Below are 18,215 nucleotides of genomic sequence, written 5' to 3' on the forward strand. Positions count from 1 at the left end.
ATCCATACCCGCCCTGCAGTTATTCGATTTTATCCTTTTACAAAAGGAACTAACTTGATATTAAAGTCAAATGCTACATCATCGAATCTATACTGATCCGTTACTACCGGTCCGCAACTGTTAGAACCGATTCCGTTTAATGCATAATCAAGGCAAAGCACTGTACTCTCTGACTCTTCAAGTTCATAGTTGTGTGCCGCTCTCTCAAGTTCTTCCTGTGTATAAACAGATGCATTGAATGAGAATGTTTTCTCTGATGCTGCCGCAATACCGAACTGGCCATTTGCGATTTCTACATAATCGCAATCGAAGTGACTGCTGTTTTCCTGTGGCATGATGTAATCCTCATGCATTTCACTTACCTTGGCTCTGTATAATCCGTGGCTTGTAGACTGGTGCTTATCTCTGTAGCTTTCGTGAGGTCCCATTCCAAAGTAAGAAACATTTTCAAGTTTCTTATTTAAGAAAAGTCTAAGTCCGAATCTTGGAAGATCTGGGAACTCGTCATCCTTTACAACCTGGATAGATGAAGTAATTGCTCCGTCACAATCGATTTTCCATGTAATAGCTGCATCAAGAATCTTCTGAACAGTTGCTGCTGACATTGAAGTCTTAACTGTAATCTCTACACCTTCAGCTGACTGGTTGATGTCTGTCTCATAGGCTCTTACGTAAGCTTCATCGTATTTTGCCTTCTTCCATTCAAGCTTTGCATACATGTCATTATCTGTAGGTGCTCTCCAGATATTAAGTTCCGTTGGTCTGTCGATGTATTCTCTTCCGGCAAATACGAGGGTTTCAAACATTCCATTCTTCTTGCTATAGATATAAGTAAACGACTTACCCTGAATAGTAACCTGTGTATCTGTTTCTGATACTTCCATATCAGACTGTGTTGCTTCTTTCTCTAGCCACTTTACTGCGTTCTGATTTCTTGCATCTTCATTTGAAATCTTTACTTCATCAAAGCCAAGCACATGTCCTGCAGGAATCAGTCCCATTTCCTTCTTAAGAGTGTAGGTAATCTTAAGGAATACCTTACCCTTATTCGGTACCTTAATCTTAATTTCCATCTCTCCATCACTGTGAGGAGCTATGGAAGGTACGGTAAGCTTTCCTGAATCCACTGTAAGTCCATCGCAGGTCACTTCATACTGAGCATTTACAAAATCCTTTAAGTCATCGAAGTCCATGTAGTTATGAAGAACTAGTTTGCTGCTTTCTTCATCATAAGAAACCACTCTCGCAGGTCTGTATACATTTTTATATTCTAAAAGTCCTGTGTGAGGCTTTCTGTCAGGATATACAAGACCATCCATACAGAAGTTTGAGTCATGCACTGTCTCACCGTGATCTCCGCCATAGTAGTACATTGTCTTTCCATTTTCTGCTGTTCCCTTGTCAATTGCGTGGTCACACCACTCCCAGACAAAACCTCCGCACATAAGGTCATTTTCCTGAATCAGCTTGAAGTAATCCTCAAAATCTCCAGGGCCATTACCCATACTGTGGCAGTACTCTACAAGTAAGAATGGCTTGCTTGCATCCTTCTCAAGATATTCTCTGATTTCTTCAACGGAAGGATACATTCTGCTGTATAAATCTAGATGGTCATAATTGTATGTCACATCATAGTTTCTGTATCTTGCGCTCTCATACTGTGTGATTCTTGATGGATCAAATTCCTTTGTCCACTTAAGAGCCTTTTCAAAGTTGCAGCCATAAGCACTCTCATTTCCCATTGACCACATCACGATGGAAGGTCTGTTCTTATCTCTTCCTACCATCAGCTGCACTCTGTCAAGAATGGCTTTCTCCCATGCAGGATCATCTGCAAGTTTTTCATTCCATCTCTTAAATCTGTTGTAGTCTGTATCTTCTTTTCTATAAAGCATGAATGGTCCGTGTGCTTCGATATCCGCTTCATCAATAACCATAAATCCGTACTTATCACAAAGCTGGTAGAAATATGGAGCATTAGGATAATGACTGCTTCTGATAGAGTTGAAGTTATGCTGCTTCATCATGATAAGGTCAGTCATAAGCTGTTCCATGCTGATTGCAAATCCTGTTACAGGATCTGAATCATGTCTGTTTACACCCCGAAACTTTATCTTCTGTCCATTGAAGTAGATAACCTTATCAATAATCTCGATTGTTCTAAATCCAACATATTCAACGATTGTTTCATTCTCAGTCTCAAGGAGTAATGTATAAAGGTAAGGATTTTCTGTATTCCAGAGAACCGGGCATGCAACCTCAAGTTCAATATTTCCGTTTTCTGAAATAGAGTCTGCAGCAACTACAGCTCCGTTCTTATCTTCAAGTGTTACCTTCGTCTCTACTGAATTTGTAAATTCTACGGATAAGTTAACCTTTGCTGCTTCCTTTGATACCTTTGTGGTAATTCTGTAATCACGTATGCCTGCTTCTGGTCTCTTTAAGATATATACATCTCTGAAAATTCCGCTCATTCGGAACTTGTCCTGATCTTCTAAGTAAGAACCATCGCACCACTTCATTACTAAAACTGCGATAGTGTTCTTTCCATCATTGATGACCTCTGTGATGTCGAATTCGCTTGTGGCATGTGGTACCTGGCTGTATCCAACATAGAAACCGTTTACCCATACATAAAAGCAGCTGTCTACTCCTTCAAAGTTAAGGAAAACTTTTCCTGCTTTCTCGTCCTTCTTATACTCGAAGTCATATACATATGCGCCGCAAGGAATATCCTGTGGTACGTATGGCGGATCAAATGGAAATGGATATTTGATGTTTGTGTACTGATGACAGTCATAACCCTTGTTCTGCCATACACCAGGAACCTTCATGTCTGCATATCCTGATAAATCAAATCCCGCCTTGTAAAACTCTTCCTTTACATCATAGATGCTGTCAAAGTACTTAAACTTCCATGTTCCGTTTAAGAACTGGATACGGTCTGACTCTTCACGGTGCTCTACAAGATTATCCATTCTCTTTGATGCTGGAATGTAATATGCTCTCACCGGCATCGTATTCTCATGTAAAACACTCAAATCCTCATAATAACGTGGTACGATCATTGTAACCTCCTCCTTACATGGTGTACCCCACACACTTTTATTTTTTCTGTTTATTTTCGTTTTTCACTTTTGTTAGCTTAATTCTAGTGTATTCTGCAATTTTTGTCCATAAACTATAATAGACAGAATATGCACAAAATGGTACAATATCATAAAAAGTATAATTTTTACGAAAACGATTAAGTAAATATCCCTATCGGAGGTGTCTATATGTATTTAAATTCCGGTTATCTGAACAACTCCGCCATCGACTTTAAGGATAAGAGCAGACCTTTAATTGTCGGCAGTTGCGGAACCTATCGTCTGCTTACAAGACCAAAACTTCCTACCTATCGTCCCCGTGGCCGTGTAGATTATCAGCTTATCTATATCAGTGCGGGGCAGGCTCACTTTCATTTTGATAATGAAGAAAATGATACCATCGTCACCGCCGGAAACATGGTGCTCTTCCGTCCGAGAGAACTGCAAAAGTATGAATACTATGGCGAGGACAAAACAGAAGTTTACTGGGTTCATTTCACAGGAAGTGATGTAAAGAACATTTTGAGAAAATATGGAATCAAAGATAATATGCGCACCTTCTTTGTAGGTACTTCATTAGAATATGAAAAAATCTATAAAAGAATGATATCAGAATTGCAGCGTTGTCAGGATGATTACGAAGAACTACTGACCATCCTTATGCGCCACCTATTAATCTCCATACACAGAGAGCTTCAAAAAGAACGAAAACTTTCTGACGTATATCTTGATAATGAAATGGATATGGCTGCACAATATTTTAGTGATAATTACAGCAACGAGATTAATATCAAGGAATATGCCCAGTCCCGTGGCATGAGCATCAGCTGGTTTATCAGAAGCTTTAAGAAATATACCGGCACTACGCCTATGCAGTATATTGTTTCCGCAAGAATTGCCAACGCACAGCTCCTTCTTGAAACCACACAGTATTCTGTTTCAGAAATATCAAGAATTGTCGGATACGATAATCCGCTATATTTCAGCAGACTGTTTCATAAGACGAAAGGCTTCTCTCCTTCGGAGTATAGGAAGAAGATAGAAAACTAATAGCGACTGGATAAAGACCTTAGCAGATACTTGCAGCATAGTATCGTAACCGCCAAATAATAATGCGGTCAAATACAAAATTACTCCTGCCCTTTACGAGTTGGAGTAATTCACTATAATTCACATGCGATTTTTGATAGATTGGAGTTTTTCACTCCAAGGCGCCAATGCTGCGAGCGAGATGATCTTAATGAGCGAAGAAAAAAAGAAGGCTGGTCGTAAATTAACGCCAGCACGTAAAGAAGCCAATGCAAGATATAATAGTAAATTTGTGGAAGTCAAAGTAAGAATGACCCCAGAACATAGAACTAAAGTCCAAGAACATGCAGCCAGCATGAATGAAAGTGCAACTCAGTTTATTAACAGAGCAATCAACGAAACAATAGAACGTGACAAACAAGATAAACAATAAAAAATACCGGCAGTATAGGAAATCACTTCCCGTACTGCCGGTTTCATTTTTATCTCTGCTACTTTGGAACTTCATTGCTCAACCAATAATTTAGTATCTTAATCTTTATTCTGCGGCCTGCCACAGACTTCTTTATGAGTAAAGACATGCCCTCTGCATATACCTGTTCTTCTCTCCAATACAGCATCAGTCCCGTGTCTCCATCAAGACAACCGTCCCGTAAGGAAACGAGATTCTCACCTCATCCCCCTCTATTTCATTGCTGACACACAGACTGTCAAAAGGCGTCAGCATATGATGGCTCAGAGGATACTTGGCTCCGGTTATATTAAAGTCCTCCACTTCACCGCCCAAAGGAAATACGGAGAAATATGGACCATATGCCTCTTCCTTTTTCAGAACCAGCTCCTCTTTAAGAAGCCGTATCTGGTTATGCCTGTCCACAATCCTGGCATCTGCCCCCGCGTCCAGGGCCACCTTCAGCGTCTGCACATTCGCCCACACATGGTCCAGCCTGGTGCCGGTTGCCCCCAATATCAGGATATTCCGCCTGTGCAGATCCAGACACAGACGCAGTGCGATCTCTGTATCCGATGCATCCTTCACAGGATTAAATTCCCGGATCGGAACCTTTGTCTCTTCTTTATAGTACGCAATGACCTCTTCGGGCGCACTGTCGAAATCTCCTACGATATAGTCGGGGAGGATGTTATGCTCGTAAAGGAAGAGGAGTCCCCTGTCCACACCAATAATAAATTCAGTCTCTTCATCCTTTAAGATATCAACGGCGAATTCTTCCTCCAATAGTCCGCCGCTGACAATTACTGTTCGTTTACTCATTTTCTTTCAAAATCTCCATCAGTCCTGTCACATTATCCGCAATTGTTCCCTTAAATACTGCGGAACCCGCCACGATTACATTCGCGCCTGCATCCAGGACTTCTTTCACATTGCTTTGGTAAATCCCGCCGTCGACTTCGATGTCTGTATTCAGTCCACGCTCTTTCAGCATAGAACGCAGGCTTCTGATCTTGTCCAGTGATTCCGGAATAAATGCCTGTCCGCCAAAACCAGGCTCCACACTCATAATCAAAAACATGTCCGCCTGATCCAGAAATGGCGCCAGCGCCTCCACCGGTGTAGCCGGCTTAATCGTTACCCCGGCCTTCATACCGCAGGCGTGGATCTTGTCCAGCACGGCCTGCACATCCTCACATGCTTCCAGATGAACTGTCAGAATATCTGCTCCGGCCTCCTGGAAAGCCTCCACATAACGCCCCGGATCTGTTACCATCAGATGCACATCCATCACCTGGGGGCTTACCCCCTGGATTGACTTCAGGACGGGCATTCCAAAAGAAATACTGGGAACGAACATGCCGTCCATAACATCGAAATGCAGGTACTTTGCACCATTATCCGATGTAATCCGTATCTGTTCTCCTAAAACCTTAAAATCTGCTGACAAAATAGATGGCGCCAAAATATTTTTCATAAGCTAATACCTCTTCTTCTCCTGTAATTCCTGATACATTTCCAGATAATCCTCATACCGGACGGTATGAATCTCTCCATGTTCCACGGCCGCTTTTACAGCACACCCCGGCTCGTGCACGTGGTCGCATCCGTTAAACCGGCACTTTCCTTCATAGGGGGCAAACTCTCTGATATAGTACTTGAGCTCCCCTTTTTCAAAATCATTGACATACAGAGAACTGAAACCAGGCGTATCCATGATATAGGAACTCCCGTCTATCGTAATTAACTCGGAATGTCTGGTCGTGTGCTTTCCTCTTGCAATCTTTTTGCTGATACTGCCCGTCTCCATCCGGATCTCCGTTTGGAGCAGATTGATCAGAGAGGACTTCCCTACCCCGGATGGTCCCGCAATCACGGTCGTCTTACCCAGAAGCACTTCCTTTACAGTCCCGATATTCTCCTCGTTTAAAGCACTGGTGAATATGACCCGGTATCCGCAGGCGCTGTAGATCTCCTGCAGTTCTTTGAGTTCCGGCTGTGAGGCTATGTCCTTCTTATTGAAACAAAGCACTACCGGAATCTCCTTGCTTTCCATCATGACAAGGAACCTGTCCAGCAGGTTGAAATGAGGCTTTGGCTCTGTCACCGCAAACACGACCAGCGCCTGGTCAATGTTCGCCACAGCGGGGCGGATCAATTCGTTCCTTCTGGGCAGAACCAGGACAATATTGCCGGTCTTCTCCGCCTCGTCTAAAATCTCGATCTCGACGTCATCCCCTACCAGGGGCTTTACCTTTTCTTTTCTGAATACACCTTTTGCTTTACACTCATAAATACCGGATTCTACTACGTGTACGTAGTAGAATCCGGCAATTCCCTTTATTATCTTTCCCTGCATAAACTAATAACCTTCTGTATCACTGTCACCTGAACCATTTCCTGGATCGGTGCCGTTATCTGGATTCTCCGGTTCAGTATTTTTTTTAGGGCCTGAACTTATTACAAAATCAACAGCTTCCCCTTTTGCCTTCGTGCTATCAGCTGGCGCAGATTGCCTGATTACATACCCTGCCATCACCGTTTCGCTCGGCTCTGGTGTAATATCTCCTGCCTGTAAGCCTTCCGCTTCCAACATTTGAATTGCAACGTCCTGGCTGTAACCAATGATCGAGGGTACTTTTACCATCTCCACCTTCGGCCCTTTACTGACAACATACTCAACCGTTGTCCCGGCATCCACTTTCTTATCAGCCTTCGTCTTCTGCGACATGACAATCCCGGCGTCATACTTATCACTATACTCCTCAGAAGCACTTCCCACAAGCCCCGCAGCAGCCAGAGCCGCTTCTGCATCTTCCTGGCTCAGTTCGACCAGATTCGGAACGGTGGCCTTCTCAGCGCCCATGCTGACAGTCATTGTAACCTTGGTGCCTTCTTTTACCTCAACACCGGAAGCCGGATCCGTAGATATAACCTTCCCTTCCTCTACACTGCTATCATAAACCGCTGTGGAATCCACCACCAGTTTGACGTCGTCCAGCATCTTCTGTGCCTCGTCTTCACGCATTCCTACAACATTCGGAACCATAACGGTCTTTTCTTCTTTGCCGCTACTGACCACCACATTAATCTGTGTATTCTTATCTACTTTTGTCTTGGCATCTGTCTCCTGCCGGATAATCACGCCACTATCGTACTTATCGGATGTCTCCCGCCCGGATACGTGATAGCCCAGATTCTTCTTGGAAAGGGCTTCCTTTGCCTCCTCTTCCGTCATGCCAACCAGATCAGGCACCGTCACCTTGCTCTCTGTCTGTGTCGTCTTCAACCCGGTACCGCTCTTAAAGAGCCCAGCTGCCTTCCCAATCATGAAAAGCAGGATAAACGCGATGATGACCGCCGCCACGATCATCAATATCTTCATGATCTTCCGCGTATTCGGATCCACATCATTCTTCTTCCTGCTGTCCCTTCTGTAGTCCTCCTCATCATCACTGTCGTACTCGTCGCTGTCATAATCGTAATCATCGTCGTCGTAATCATCGTCGTCGTAATCGTCATCATCATAGTCGTCATCATAATCATCTTCATCGCCGTAATCACGGTCCTGGATCCGTTCCATCTCCTCCGTGGACATCACAACCGTAGTGTCTGATCCGGATGCGTAAGGAGACATATTGACGAAATTCCCTTCCGGGCTGACAAGAGACCGCTTCAGGTCCAGAATCAGCGCCTGGCAGTTCAGATATCTCCGTTCCGGATTCTTCTGCGTACACTTCATGATAATGCATTCCAGGCTGTATGGAATATCCGGCACTTCCTCCGCAGGCGATACAATCTCCTCCTGCAGATGCTTGATTGCAACGGATACGGTAGAGTCCCCGTCAAACGGCACATGGCCGGTGATCATCTCATACATGGTGATGCCGGCCGAATAAATATCACTTTTTTCATCTACAATGCCGCCTCTTGCCTGCTCAGGCGAGGTGTAGTGTACGGAACCCATAACATTGGTGCTGATGGTATTGGTGGCCGTGGTTGCCCGCGCAATCCCAAAATCCGTTACTTTTACTTTTCCTTCTTTGGAAATAATAATGTTCTGAGGTTTGATATCCCGGTGAACAATATGCTGATTATGTGCAGCCTGAATACCTGTCACCATCTGTATAGAAATGCTGATCGTCTCTTTCGCGGTGAGTCTTCCCTTTTTTTCAATGTATTCCTTTAATGTGATTCCCTCGACCAGTTCCATGACCATGTAGTACAAACCACGGTCCTGCCCCACATCGTAGACATTTACCACATTGGGATGCATCAGGCCTGCTGCCGCCTGCGCCTCGCTTAAAAACTTCTGGATAAAAATCTCATCTGTGCGAAAATCACTCTTTAATACCTTAATTGCCACATAGCGATTCAGCTTATGGTCTTTCCCCTTATAAACATCCGCCATTCCACCTGAACCGATACGGCTCAATATTTCATAACGTTTCCCTAAAAATACTCCTTCTTTTAACATATACTCACCTCATCCGCAAACGGATCTACCAGAACAATCCCTATATTGTCCGTACCGCCGTTTTCTTTTGCTGTTTCTACCAGAGACTCTGCCGATTCTACAATGTCCCTGCCCCCCTGTACGATGTGGAATAATTCTTCATCTTCCACCATATTGCTGAGTCCGTCTGTACACATCAAAATGATGTCTCCCTTTTTCAGACGGTGCTCATAAAAGTCTACCTCTACGCTGTCCTTGGCCCCAATGGCCCTTGTAATGATATTCTTATCCGGATGGTGCTTCGCCTCCTCCGGCTTGATACCGCCGAGACGTACCATCTCCTCGACCAGTGAGTGGTCTTTGGTCAGCTGAATAATACCCTGATTGATCAGATAAAGCCTGCTGTCCCCCACATTCGCAAAATACATCATCTGATTCACGATCGTTGCAACGACCACCGTGGTTCCCATCCCCTTCAGATGGGAGTCCTGGGAGGCCTTTTTTATGATCTCCCGGTTCGCGGTCTTAATCGCGGAGACAAGCGCCTTTTCAATGTCTTCCTGGTCGCTCTGCTTCAGCTCTCTCTGCAGAACTTCCACCGTATATTTTGAAGCATAATCGCCGGCCTGGTGTCCGCCCATGCCGTCGGCAACTACAAACAGGTTGGGGAGAGGTCCTAACGGATTATCTGTCGTATAGACATAATCTTGATTCACTTGTCGTACCATACCAACGTCGGTAATGGAAAATGTCTTCATAGCATATCTCCTTTATTCTTTGTTTGTCTGCACATAACGTCGTCTGAGCTGCCCGCAGGCGCCATCGATATCTGCACCCATTTCCCTTCTTATAGTAACATTTATTCCACTTTTTTCAAGTTTATTTTTGAAATTCAGGGCATTTTTCCTGCTTGGCCTCACAAATGAGCGTTCCTTGACCGGGTTCACTGGGATCAGATTCAGATGGCAGTTTCTCGGCTTTAAGATCCGGACCAGTTCTGCAGCATCTTCATCCGTATCGTTCACGCCGTGCACCAGGCTGTACTCAAAGGTAATCCTTCTACCTGTTTTTTCAAAATATTCATCGCATGCATGCAGTACATCCTGCAATCCATATTTGTTTGCAACCGGCATGAGTTCTTTTCTCTTCTCCTGTGTCGTTCCATGCAGGGAAAGAGCCAGCGTGATCTGCAGATCTTCTTCTGCAAGCTCCCGCATCTTGGGTACAATCCCGCATGTGGAAACCGTCACATTCCTCTGGCTGATATGGAGTCCGTGTTCATCGGTCAGAAGCCTGATAAACCGAAGAAAATTTTCATAATTGTCCAGCGGTTCACCGGTGCCCATGATGACCACATTGGACACCCTCTCCCCGGTGATTCTCTGTATCGCGTAGACCTGCCCCAGCATCTCCGATGCCGAAAGATTCCTTACCAAACCACCGATCGTGGAGGCGCAGAACCTGCAGCCCATGCGGCATCCCACCTGGGAAGAGATACAGACAGAGTTCCCGTGCTTGTATCTCATGAGTACGCTTTCCACTACATTTTGGTCATGAAGCATAAAAAGAAATTTGTTCGTCCCATCCAGACTCGATTCCTGGTGTTCGAGCAGCTCAACAGGAAGAATCGTATATGTTTCATTCAACCTTTCCCGGAGTTCTCTCGAGAGGTTCGTCATCTCGTCAAAACTGCCGGCCAGCTTGACATGGAGCCATTCATACAACTGCTTTGCCCGAAACTTCTTTTCCCCAAGAGCAGTCATTTCCTCCTGCAATTCTTCATATGTATATGCACGGATATCCTTCTTCATTATTTACGCTGAACCTTTCTTTCTCAATCTGGCAATAAAAAATCCATCGCTGTCGTGCACTCCCGGCAGAAGCTGCAGACAGCCGTCCTCCCCCACAGCGCTCTGAAGTTCCGCGCCGAGGCTCTCTTTCATCTGCTCCGGGGCAAAATCCGGATGATCCGCCAAAAACCATTTTACATTCTCCTGGTTTTCCGTCCGGTTAATCGTACATGTGCTGTAAATGAGTACCCCTCCCGGCTTTACATAGCTGCACACTACGTCCAGTATACTGCGTTGGAGCCGCACCAGTTCCTCCAGCTGTTTTTCAGTAACCCTGTATTTTAAATCCGTCTTTTTCCCCAGCACGCCAAGACCGGAGCAGGGCAGATCCGCGATCACAATATCAGCCTTAGACACAGATGAGGCGTCCTGCACAGAAGCATCCATCTGCACCGCAGAGATATTCTCCATCCCCATCCTGTCTATGTTCTCCCGGATCAGTGCTGTCTTATATTCCGTCAGATCCCGTGCCTCCACATGCCCGGTTCCTGCCAGACGGTCCGCAAGATGAATGGACTTGCCGCCCGGAGCGGCACAAACATCTATAATATAATCGTCCGGCTTTGGATCTGCAATCTCACCGACCAGCATGGAGCTGACATCCTGTACCGCAAACAATCCCTCCCGGAAACTTTCCAGATCGCCCAGATAGTCATATCCGGTAATGCGGCAGGCATAAGGCAGGTACGGATGGCCCACTGCCTGCACCCCTTCTTTTTCCAGCCTGGCCTCCAGTTCCGCCGGCTGACACCGGCTGGTATTACAGCGGATTGTCAACGGCTTCTCCTTCTGGAAATCTGCAAGCATCATCTCCACAGTCTCCCTGTCATATTCCTCCAGCCACTTCTTTAGGATCCACTCCGGCATAGAGTACCGTATAGACAGAGCTTCCACGGGGCCGCTCGGATATTCGACCGCGCCGATCCCACGTGCAGCACTGCGAAGCACTCCGTTTACAAAGCCCTTAAGCGGAGCAAAGCCCTTTTTCACCGCCAGCTTAACCGCTTCATTGCACACGGCAGAATCCGGAACACTGTCCATGTATTTCAGCTGGTATACCGCACTCCGCAGTATATTGCGGATAACCGGCTTCATCTTTTTCACCTTTACTTTTGAGAACTGGTTGAGAATATAGTCCAGTTCGATCAGGTGCTCCAGAGTCCCCTCCGTCACCCTCGTTATAAATGCACGTTCCTGCTTATCCAGATACTGATATTTACTCAGCACATTTCCCAGAGCAATATGGCTGTACACATCATGCTCCGTAATATCCATCAAAAGACCCAGCACAATCTCTCTGTCACTCAACGGCTTTGCCATCTCATTTCCTCCTGTCAGTGGTTATTGTTTAAAGGCAAGCCTGTAAACAGTAACCTGTTAGTCACGCCTGCGCCCGCTGATCAAAAGCAGCCTGAGAAGCTGCAGGATCATGGATGCGGCGCTGGCTACATACGTCAGGGCCGCTGCCCCCAGCACTTCTTTTGTCGCGCTTACTTCTTCCGGATAAAGCATTCCGGTATTCTCCAGAACCTTCACCGCTCTTCTGGATGCATTAAACTCTACGGGCAGCGTGACAAGCTGAAACAGTACTGCCGCAGAGAACAGCAGAATCCCCAGATTGATCAGAATCAGCGATGTCTGGCCGCTGATAAACAGGCCGATGATAATCAGCGGCCACGCCGCCATGGAGCCGAAATTAGCGACCGGCACCAGCGCTCCCCGAATCTTCAGCGGTGCATAACCAACGTTATGCTGTACCGCATGGCCGCATTCATGTGCTGCTACGCCTATGGCGGCTACCGAAGCCGACTGATACGTCGCATCCGACAGTCTCAGCACCTTATTGCGCGGGTCATAATGGTCTGTCAGGTTCCCCGATACATGCTGCACGGTCACATCGTTTATTCCATTTGCCCTTAAGATTTTCTCCGCCGCTTCTCTTCCTGTCATCCCTGAATGGCTGCGTACCTGGGCATATTTATTGAATACCCGGTTCACCCGGCTGGATGCCAGAATACAGATGACAGCCCCGATAATCACTAATATATAAGTTGGATCATAGCCAAAAAAATACATGTTACTCCCTCCAATTCGAATGCGGCATCCGCCAAAATGGGTTCGGTCATTCTGAACCGCAGTTAAATACGGTGCCGGTTTCCAGTGTATAACCCCTCAGAAATGCACTTGCCTCCATTCGTTTTTTACCAGGAATCTGCAGCTCGCTGATCCGCAGAATTCCCACGCCCGTCTGCACTGTGAAAGAGTCTTTTTCCACTTCCAAAACTGTTCCGGGTGAAGCAGCGCCGCCCTTCTCTTTCTGCGGTTCCGCTTTCGCCTTCCAGATCTTCAGCACTTTTTCTCCCCAGTGCGTATAGGCGCTTGGCCAGGAATTCAGCCCCCGTACCAGTCTCTCGATCCGGACGGCCGGCTGGCCCCAGTCAATATTTCCCATCTTCTTATCCAGCATCTTTGCGTAAGGAGTCGGACTCTCACCCTGATGCTCGAAAACTGCGGTACCGTCCTCCAGCGCCTCCAGTGTCTCCACGCAAAGCGCTGCACCGGCCGCAGCCAGTTTGTCGTGCAGGCTTTCCCCTGTTTCCTCCTCCGTAATCGGCACCTCTGTTTTCAGGATCATGTCCCCCGTATCCAGCCCTTCATCCATCTGCATCGTCGTGATGCCCGTCACCTCTTCCCCGCAGAGAATGGACCACTGGATCGGCGCCGCACCTCTGTATTTCGGGAGCAGCGACGCATGGACATTAATACAGCCGTACGGAGTCATGTCCAGTATCTCCTTCGGAAGGATCTGTCCAAAAGCCACAACCACAATGACATCCGCCTTGTATCCCCGCAGCTCTGCCACACATTCCGGCTGCCGGACCTTTGCCGGCTGATACACCGGTATCCCATGCTTTTCTGCCGCTTCTTTTACCGGCGTAAACTGCATTTCTTTGCCTCTGCCCCTTGGCTTGTCAGGCTGGGTCACAGCCAGGCAGACATCGTGTCCTGCCTGGACAAGCGACTCCAGAGTACCAACAGCAAAATCAGGAGTCCCCATAAATATCACTCTCATCTTACTCTTCTTCCTCCTCATATGTCACATCATGAAGCCCGTCTTCTACTTTATCTACATACAATTCCCCTGACAAATGCGCGATTTCATGGCAGAAAGCCCTCGCCAGAAGGCCCTCGCCCTCCATCTCAAACTCTTCCATATCTTCATTCAAAGCCCGTACTTTCACATAATCCGGCCTGGTCACAATCCCCCATTTTCCAGGAACACTCAGGCATCCCTCTTCACCGGTCTGCTCGCCGGAAGTCTCCAGTATTTCCGGATTGATTAACACGATCGGGCCTTCCCCTATATCGATGGTTACAATATTCTTAAGAACTCCAACCTGGGAGGCAGCAAGTCCCACTCCATTCTTTTCATACATCGTATCAAACATATCTCCGATAAGCATTTTTGTACGCAGAGTCATTTTTGTTACTTCTTTGCATTTCTTTGTTAAAATTTCATCTCCAATCACTCTTACATCTCTGATTGCCATAATATCCTCCCTGTTTCTATTCTTCTTCTTTTTTCTTTTCTCTATTCTTTGAACCTCTAAAACTCAAAATACATTCATCGGATTAAAATCGAACTGGATCCTCATCTTCTGAAATCCCGGATTCACCTCAATGTATTGTTCCAGATAGTTTTTCATCTTTACCAGTGTATCATATCTTTCTGATTTGAGATAGAGCACTTTACGATACACATCGTTGATTTTTCCAATCCCCGGGCTCGCCGGACCGATGATCTCCATGCTCCCGCCTTTTTTAATGCGCAGTGCATACTCCTTGAGATATCCGCATCCCTTTTCCAGAAGCGGTTCATCCCCACAGCTCACCAGCACTGCCAGCAGGTTCTCCGCGGGCGGATATCCCATCAGCTCCCGGTAGCGTATCTCCTCCGCATAAAACGCCTCGTAATCCTGTGCCGCCGCTGTCACAATTCCATAGTGTTCCGGGCTGTAGGTCTGAATCACGGCCTCGCCTTTTTTCTTTCCGCGGCCAGCCCTTCCCACAGCCTGGGTCAGAAGCTGGAAGGTCCTCTCCCCCGCCCGGTAATCATCCGCATACAGGGACATATCCGCAGCCAGCACACCGACCAGCGTCACATTCGGAAAATCATGCCCCTTTACGATCATCTGGGTTCCCACCAGAATATCGGCCTCTTCATTGGCAAATGCCGCCAGAATCTTTTCATGCCCGTCCTTCTGCCGCGTAGTATCCATATCCATCCGCAGCACTCTCGCCTCCGGAAACTGGGTTTTCACCAGCTCCTCGATCTGCTGTGTCCCTGCCCGGAATTCCCCGATATGGCGGGAGCCGCATTCAGGGCAGACAGGCGCTTTGCGTTCCTCGTACCCACAATAGTGGCAAACCAGCTTCCCGTTGCGGTGGGACGAAAGAGACACATCGCAGTGAGGGCATTTGATTACATGTCCGCATTCCCTGCACGAGACAAATCCTGCATATCCCCGGCGGTTCAAAAACAGCATGATCTGCTCTCTCTTCTCCAGGCGATCCGCGATCATATCCTGCAGTTTTCTGCTCAGAATCGACCGGTTGCCCTCTTTGATCTCTTCCCGCAGATCCACGGTGGAGACCTCCGCCATATCCTGCATCCCGGATCGGTTCGGCATCTCCAGCAGGCAGAACTCCCCGCATTTTGCACGGTACATCGCCTCCAGGGACGGAGTTGCCGATCCCAGGACCACACTGGCTCCCTCCATCGCCGCCCTCTCTATCGCAGTCTCCCTCGCATGATACCGGGGCACCTGCTCGCTTTTATACGTAGTCTCATGCTCTTCGTCTATCACGATCAGCCCCAGGTTTGGAAACGGGGTAAATAGTGCGGAGCGGGGACCGATCATCACATCGATGCCGCCTTCTTTTGCCCGCATCATCTGGTCATAGCGCTCTCCCGCCGAGAGCCTGGAATTCATGATCGACACCCGGTCTCCAAAACTCCGGTAAAACCGCATCACCGTCTGATAGGTCAGCGCAATCTCCGGGACCAGCACGATGGCCTGTTTCCCGAGGGCCGCCGCCCTGCGTATCATTTCGATATACACTTCCGTCTTTCCACTGCCTGTCACCCCATATAGCAGGTATGTGCCGTAATTCTCCTGTTCATAGTCTTTCCAGAATACATCCACCGCATGCCGCTGTTCTTCGGTAAAAGTGATGCTGCACGCTTCTCTTTTCCCTTTCACCGGATTGCGGTATACCTGCTCTGTCTCCAGTGCAAGAACTCCCTGTTCCTCCAACGCCCGTACAACAGCAAGGGTGATATTCAGTTTCCGGGACACCAGTTCATAGTCCAGCACATGGTCATCCAGAAGGGCGGCCATCAGCCTTGCCCTTGCCCGCTGATTCTTTTCGAGATAGTACTCAAGCTTCTTCCTGCCGTCCTCCTCGTCCAACAGAAGGCGGACCCGCTTTTTCACCCTGGCATTTTCCTTCTGCTTGATGGGCAGCACGGTCTTTAAGGACTGGATCATAGTTCCTCCGTACTGCTCCTTCATCCAAGCCGCCAGTGCCACAAGCTTTCCTTCTATTGCCACGCCGCTCCTGGAGATATCCAGAAGCTCTTTTACTTTGGATTCCTCATAATTACAGCGCGTTGTCAGGCCGATGACGTACCCCTTCGTCTCCCGGTTCCCCCGGCCAAACGGCACCCGTACTTCCATCCCAACAGAAAGTTCCCCTTCCAGACGGGAGGGGACTCTGTATTGAAATATCTTATCCAGTTTTTCATGTGTAATGTCTACGATAATATTCGCATACATGAAATGTATTCACCTACTTTAATTCTTCCAGAACTTCCCGGATCAGCACCCGCTCATCCATGGGATACTTTACACCTTTGATTTCCTGATAATCCTCATGGCCCTTCCCAGCCAGCACAATCACATCGCCGCGCTGTCCATGCTCAATCGCATATTTGATTGCCTCTTTTCTGTCACAGATCTCCACATATTTCCCGTCAGTCCTTTGTATCCCCGTTTTAATATCATCTATAATCGCCTGGGGTTCCTCAAATCTCGGATTGTCGGAAGTGATAATGGAGAGATCTGCCAGCCTTCCGGACACTTCCCCCATCTCATAACGGCGGTCCCTGGAACGGTTGCCTCCGCAGCCAAACAGGCAGACAAGCCGCGCCGGCTCATATTCCTTCAGCGTTGTAAGAAGGCTTTCCAGGCTCATAGCGTTGTGGGCATAGTCGATCATCAGCGTAAACTCATCCGACACCGGGATCATCTCAATGCGCCCCTTTACATTGGCCTCCTTCAGAGCCTTTTGAATCTGCTCTCCGGGCACCTGGAAATGCCTGCACACCGCAATGGCAGTCAGTGAGTTGTAAACACTGAACTTGCCCGGAATGTCGATTTCCACATCAAAATCCATAAGTCCTGCCGCATGATAGGCGACTCCCAGGTACCCCGGCCTGGACACAAGATGCGTATCTTCTGCGCGCAGATCCGCTTTTTCGGAAAACCCAAAGGTCTCCACCCTGCACGTTGCCTTAGAAAAGACATCTGCAAAATATTCGTCGTCCACGTTGGCTATACCCAGCCTGCACTGCTGGAACAAAAGCCCTTTGCATCTCTTATAATCCTCAAAATCCTTATGCTCATTGGGCCCAATATGGTCTCTACCCAGATTGGTGAAAATTCCGATTTCAAAGTCGATCCCAGCGGTCCTGTGCAGCATCAGGCCCTGGGAAGACACCTCCATCACAACGCAGTCGCAGCCTGCTTCCACCATTTTTGCAAAGTACTGATGGATCGTATAGGATTCCGGAGTCGTGTTCGCGGCCGGGATCTTCTCATCCCCTATAATCGCCTCTATGGTTCCGATCAACCCCACTTTATGGCCAACCCTTTCCAAAATGGACTTGATCAAATAAGTTGTTGTAGTCTTCCCCTTTGTTCCGGTAATTCCGATAATCTTCATCTTATCCGCCGGATAACCAAAATAAGCGGCCGACATCAGCGCCAGCGCATAGCGGGTATCCCTTACCCGGATCACGGTCATTCCCTCCGGCGCATCCGCCTCCCGCTCCACAATCACGGCTGCCGCCCCTTTGCCGGCCACTTCACCGATAAAATCGTGTCCGTCCACAACGGCTCCGCTGATGCAGACAAATGCGGATCCCTCTTCTACTTTTCTGGAATCATTGATGAATGTGGTAATCTCTGCCTCATCACTTCCCTGTACGACTTCGTATTCTAAACGTTCTAATAACTGATTCAGTTTCATGTTTACTCCTCCTGACTGGTACATCG

The 18,215-nt window shown here is 47.5% G+C and carries 15 protein-coding genes; 2 read left to right on the forward strand and 13 right to left on the reverse strand.

The window, feature by feature from the left end; translation table 11 throughout:
• Positions 1 to 29: 29 nt before the first annotated feature.
• Positions 30 to 3,068, reverse strand: coding sequence for a glycoside hydrolase family 2 TIM barrel-domain containing protein (locus tag ARB69_RS02400; protein ID WP_055150662.1), 3,039 nt, complete (start codon positions 3,066 to 3,068; stop codon positions 30 to 32).
• 210 nt (positions 3,069 to 3,278) lie between these two features.
• On the opposite strand from ARB69_RS02400, the gene ARB69_RS02405 reads away from it, so the two are divergent.
• On the forward strand, positions 3,279 to 4,139 hold the full coding sequence (locus ARB69_RS02405; protein WP_055150665.1) for an AraC family transcriptional regulator: 861 nt from the start codon (positions 3,279 to 3,281) through the stop codon (positions 4,137 to 4,139).
• A 190-nt stretch (positions 4,140 to 4,329) separates the two neighbouring features.
• Positions 4,330 to 4,551: a hypothetical protein gene (locus ARB69_RS02410; RefSeq protein ID WP_055150898.1), complete on the forward strand. Its 222-nt coding sequence runs from the start codon at positions 4,330 to 4,332 to the stop codon at positions 4,549 to 4,551.
• Between the two features lie 186 nt (positions 4,552 to 4,737).
• Here ARB69_RS02410 and ARB69_RS02415 read toward each other — a convergent pair whose 3' ends face one another.
• The 12 genes from ARB69_RS02415 to ARB69_RS02470 form a co-directional block, all read right to left on the reverse strand.
• Complete coding sequence (locus ARB69_RS02415; protein WP_055150668.1) at positions 4,738 to 5,391, reverse strand: thiamine diphosphokinase; 654 nt, start codon at positions 5,389 to 5,391, stop codon at positions 4,738 to 4,740.
• On the reverse strand, positions 5,384 to 6,046 hold the full coding sequence (rpe, locus tag ARB69_RS02420) for a ribulose-phosphate 3-epimerase (RefSeq protein ID WP_055150671.1): 663 nt from the start codon (positions 6,044 to 6,046) through the stop codon (positions 5,384 to 5,386). The genes ARB69_RS02415 and rpe overlap by 8 nt, the downstream gene beginning before the upstream one ends.
• 3 nt (positions 6,047 to 6,049) lie before the next feature.
• Positions 6,050 to 6,928, reverse strand: a complete 879-nt coding sequence (gene rsgA / locus ARB69_RS02425) for a ribosome small subunit-dependent GTPase A (RefSeq protein ID WP_055150674.1) — start codon at positions 6,926 to 6,928, stop codon at positions 6,050 to 6,052.
• Between the two features lie 3 nt (positions 6,929 to 6,931).
• Positions 6,932 to 9,046, reverse strand: coding sequence for a Stk1 family PASTA domain-containing Ser/Thr kinase (pknB, locus tag ARB69_RS02430; protein ID WP_055150677.1), 2,115 nt, complete (start codon positions 9,044 to 9,046; stop codon positions 6,932 to 6,934).
• Complete coding sequence (locus tag ARB69_RS02435) at positions 9,040 to 9,783, reverse strand: Stp1/IreP family PP2C-type Ser/Thr phosphatase (protein ID WP_025655087.1); 744 nt, start codon at positions 9,781 to 9,783, stop codon at positions 9,040 to 9,042. The genes pknB and ARB69_RS02435 overlap by 7 nt, the downstream gene beginning before the upstream one ends.
• Before the next feature lie 12 nt (positions 9,784 to 9,795).
• On the reverse strand, positions 9,796 to 10,836 hold the full coding sequence (gene rlmN, locus ARB69_RS02440; protein WP_055150680.1) for a 23S rRNA (adenine(2503)-C(2))-methyltransferase RlmN: 1,041 nt from the start codon (positions 10,834 to 10,836) through the stop codon (positions 9,796 to 9,798).
• 3 nt (positions 10,837 to 10,839) lie between these two features.
• Positions 10,840 to 12,195, reverse strand: coding sequence for a 16S rRNA (cytosine(967)-C(5))-methyltransferase RsmB (gene rsmB, locus ARB69_RS02445; RefSeq protein WP_055150683.1), 1,356 nt, complete (start codon positions 12,193 to 12,195; stop codon positions 10,840 to 10,842).
• A 57-nt stretch (positions 12,196 to 12,252) separates the two neighbouring features.
• A complete protein-coding gene (locus ARB69_RS02450) occupies positions 12,253 to 12,951 on the reverse strand; it encodes a zinc metallopeptidase (RefSeq protein WP_025655084.1) in 699 nt (232 codons plus the stop codon).
• A gap of 46 nt (positions 12,952 to 12,997) precedes the next feature.
• The gene (gene fmt, locus ARB69_RS02455) at positions 12,998 to 13,948 is read right to left on the reverse strand and encodes a methionyl-tRNA formyltransferase (RefSeq protein WP_055150686.1); all 951 of its coding nucleotides are present in this window, start codon (positions 13,946 to 13,948) and stop codon (positions 12,998 to 13,000) included.
• Position 13,949: 1 nt separating this feature from the next.
• Positions 13,950 to 14,426, reverse strand: a complete 477-nt coding sequence (def, locus tag ARB69_RS02460) for a peptide deformylase (RefSeq protein ID WP_055150689.1) — start codon at positions 14,424 to 14,426, stop codon at positions 13,950 to 13,952.
• Positions 14,427 to 14,489: 63 nt separating this feature from the next.
• Positions 14,490 to 16,715: a replication restart helicase PriA gene (gene priA / locus ARB69_RS02465; protein WP_055150692.1), complete on the reverse strand. Its 2,226-nt coding sequence runs from the start codon at positions 16,713 to 16,715 to the stop codon at positions 14,490 to 14,492.
• 13 nt (positions 16,716 to 16,728) lie between these two features.
• The gene (locus tag ARB69_RS02470; RefSeq protein ID WP_055150695.1) at positions 16,729 to 18,189 is read right to left on the reverse strand and encodes a UDP-N-acetylmuramoyl-L-alanyl-D-glutamate--2,6-diaminopimelate ligase; all 1,461 of its coding nucleotides are present in this window, start codon (positions 18,187 to 18,189) and stop codon (positions 16,729 to 16,731) included.
• Positions 18,190 to 18,215 lie beyond the last annotated feature (26 nt).

This window comes from Faecalicatena contorta (assembly GCF_001404335.1).
Taxonomy (GTDB): domain Bacteria; phylum Bacillota; class Clostridia; order Lachnospirales; family Lachnospiraceae; genus Faecalicatena; species Faecalicatena contortus_B.

Excerpts from the sequence above, each read along its gene's own strand:
- ARB69_RS02400 (WP_055150662.1), bottom strand. The coding sequence starts at position 3,068 with ATGATCGTACCACGTTATTATGAGGATTTGAGTGTTTTACATGAGAAT.
- ARB69_RS02405 (WP_055150665.1), top strand. The coding sequence starts at position 3,279 with ATGTATTTAAATTCCGGTTATCTGAACAACTCCGCCATCGACTTTAAG.
- ARB69_RS02410 (WP_055150898.1), top strand. The coding sequence starts at position 4,330 with ATGAGCGAAGAAAAAAAGAAGGCTGGTCGTAAATTAACGCCAGCACGT.
- ARB69_RS02415 (WP_055150668.1), bottom strand. The coding sequence starts at position 5,391 with ATGAGTAAACGAACAGTAATTGTCAGCGGCGGACTATTGGAGGAAGAA.
- rpe (WP_055150671.1), bottom strand. The coding sequence starts at position 6,046 with ATGAAAAATATTTTGGCGCCATCTATTTTGTCAGCAGATTTTAAGGTT.
- rsgA (WP_055150674.1), bottom strand. The coding sequence starts at position 6,928 with ATGCAGGGAAAGATAATAAAGGGAATTGCCGGATTCTACTACGTACAC.
- pknB (WP_055150677.1), bottom strand. The coding sequence starts at position 9,046 with ATGTTAAAAGAAGGAGTATTTTTAGGGAAACGTTATGAAATATTGAGC.
- ARB69_RS02435 (WP_025655087.1), bottom strand. The coding sequence starts at position 9,783 with ATGAAGACATTTTCCATTACCGACGTTGGTATGGTACGACAAGTGAAT.
- rlmN (WP_055150680.1), bottom strand. The coding sequence starts at position 10,836 with ATGAAGAAGGATATCCGTGCATATACATATGAAGAATTGCAGGAGGAA.
- rsmB (WP_055150683.1), bottom strand. The coding sequence starts at position 12,195 with ATGGCAAAGCCGTTGAGTGACAGAGAGATTGTGCTGGGTCTTTTGATG.
- ARB69_RS02450 (WP_025655084.1), bottom strand. The coding sequence starts at position 12,951 with ATGTATTTTTTTGGCTATGATCCAACTTATATATTAGTGATTATCGGG.
- fmt (WP_055150686.1), bottom strand. The coding sequence starts at position 13,948 with ATGAGAGTGATATTTATGGGGACTCCTGATTTTGCTGTTGGTACTCTG.
- def (WP_055150689.1), bottom strand. The coding sequence starts at position 14,426 with ATGGCAATCAGAGATGTAAGAGTGATTGGAGATGAAATTTTAACAAAG.
- priA (WP_055150692.1), bottom strand. The coding sequence starts at position 16,715 with ATGTATGCGAATATTATCGTAGACATTACACATGAAAAACTGGATAAG.
- ARB69_RS02470 (WP_055150695.1), bottom strand. The coding sequence starts at position 18,189 with ATGAAACTGAATCAGTTATTAGAACGTTTAGAATACGAAGTCGTACAG.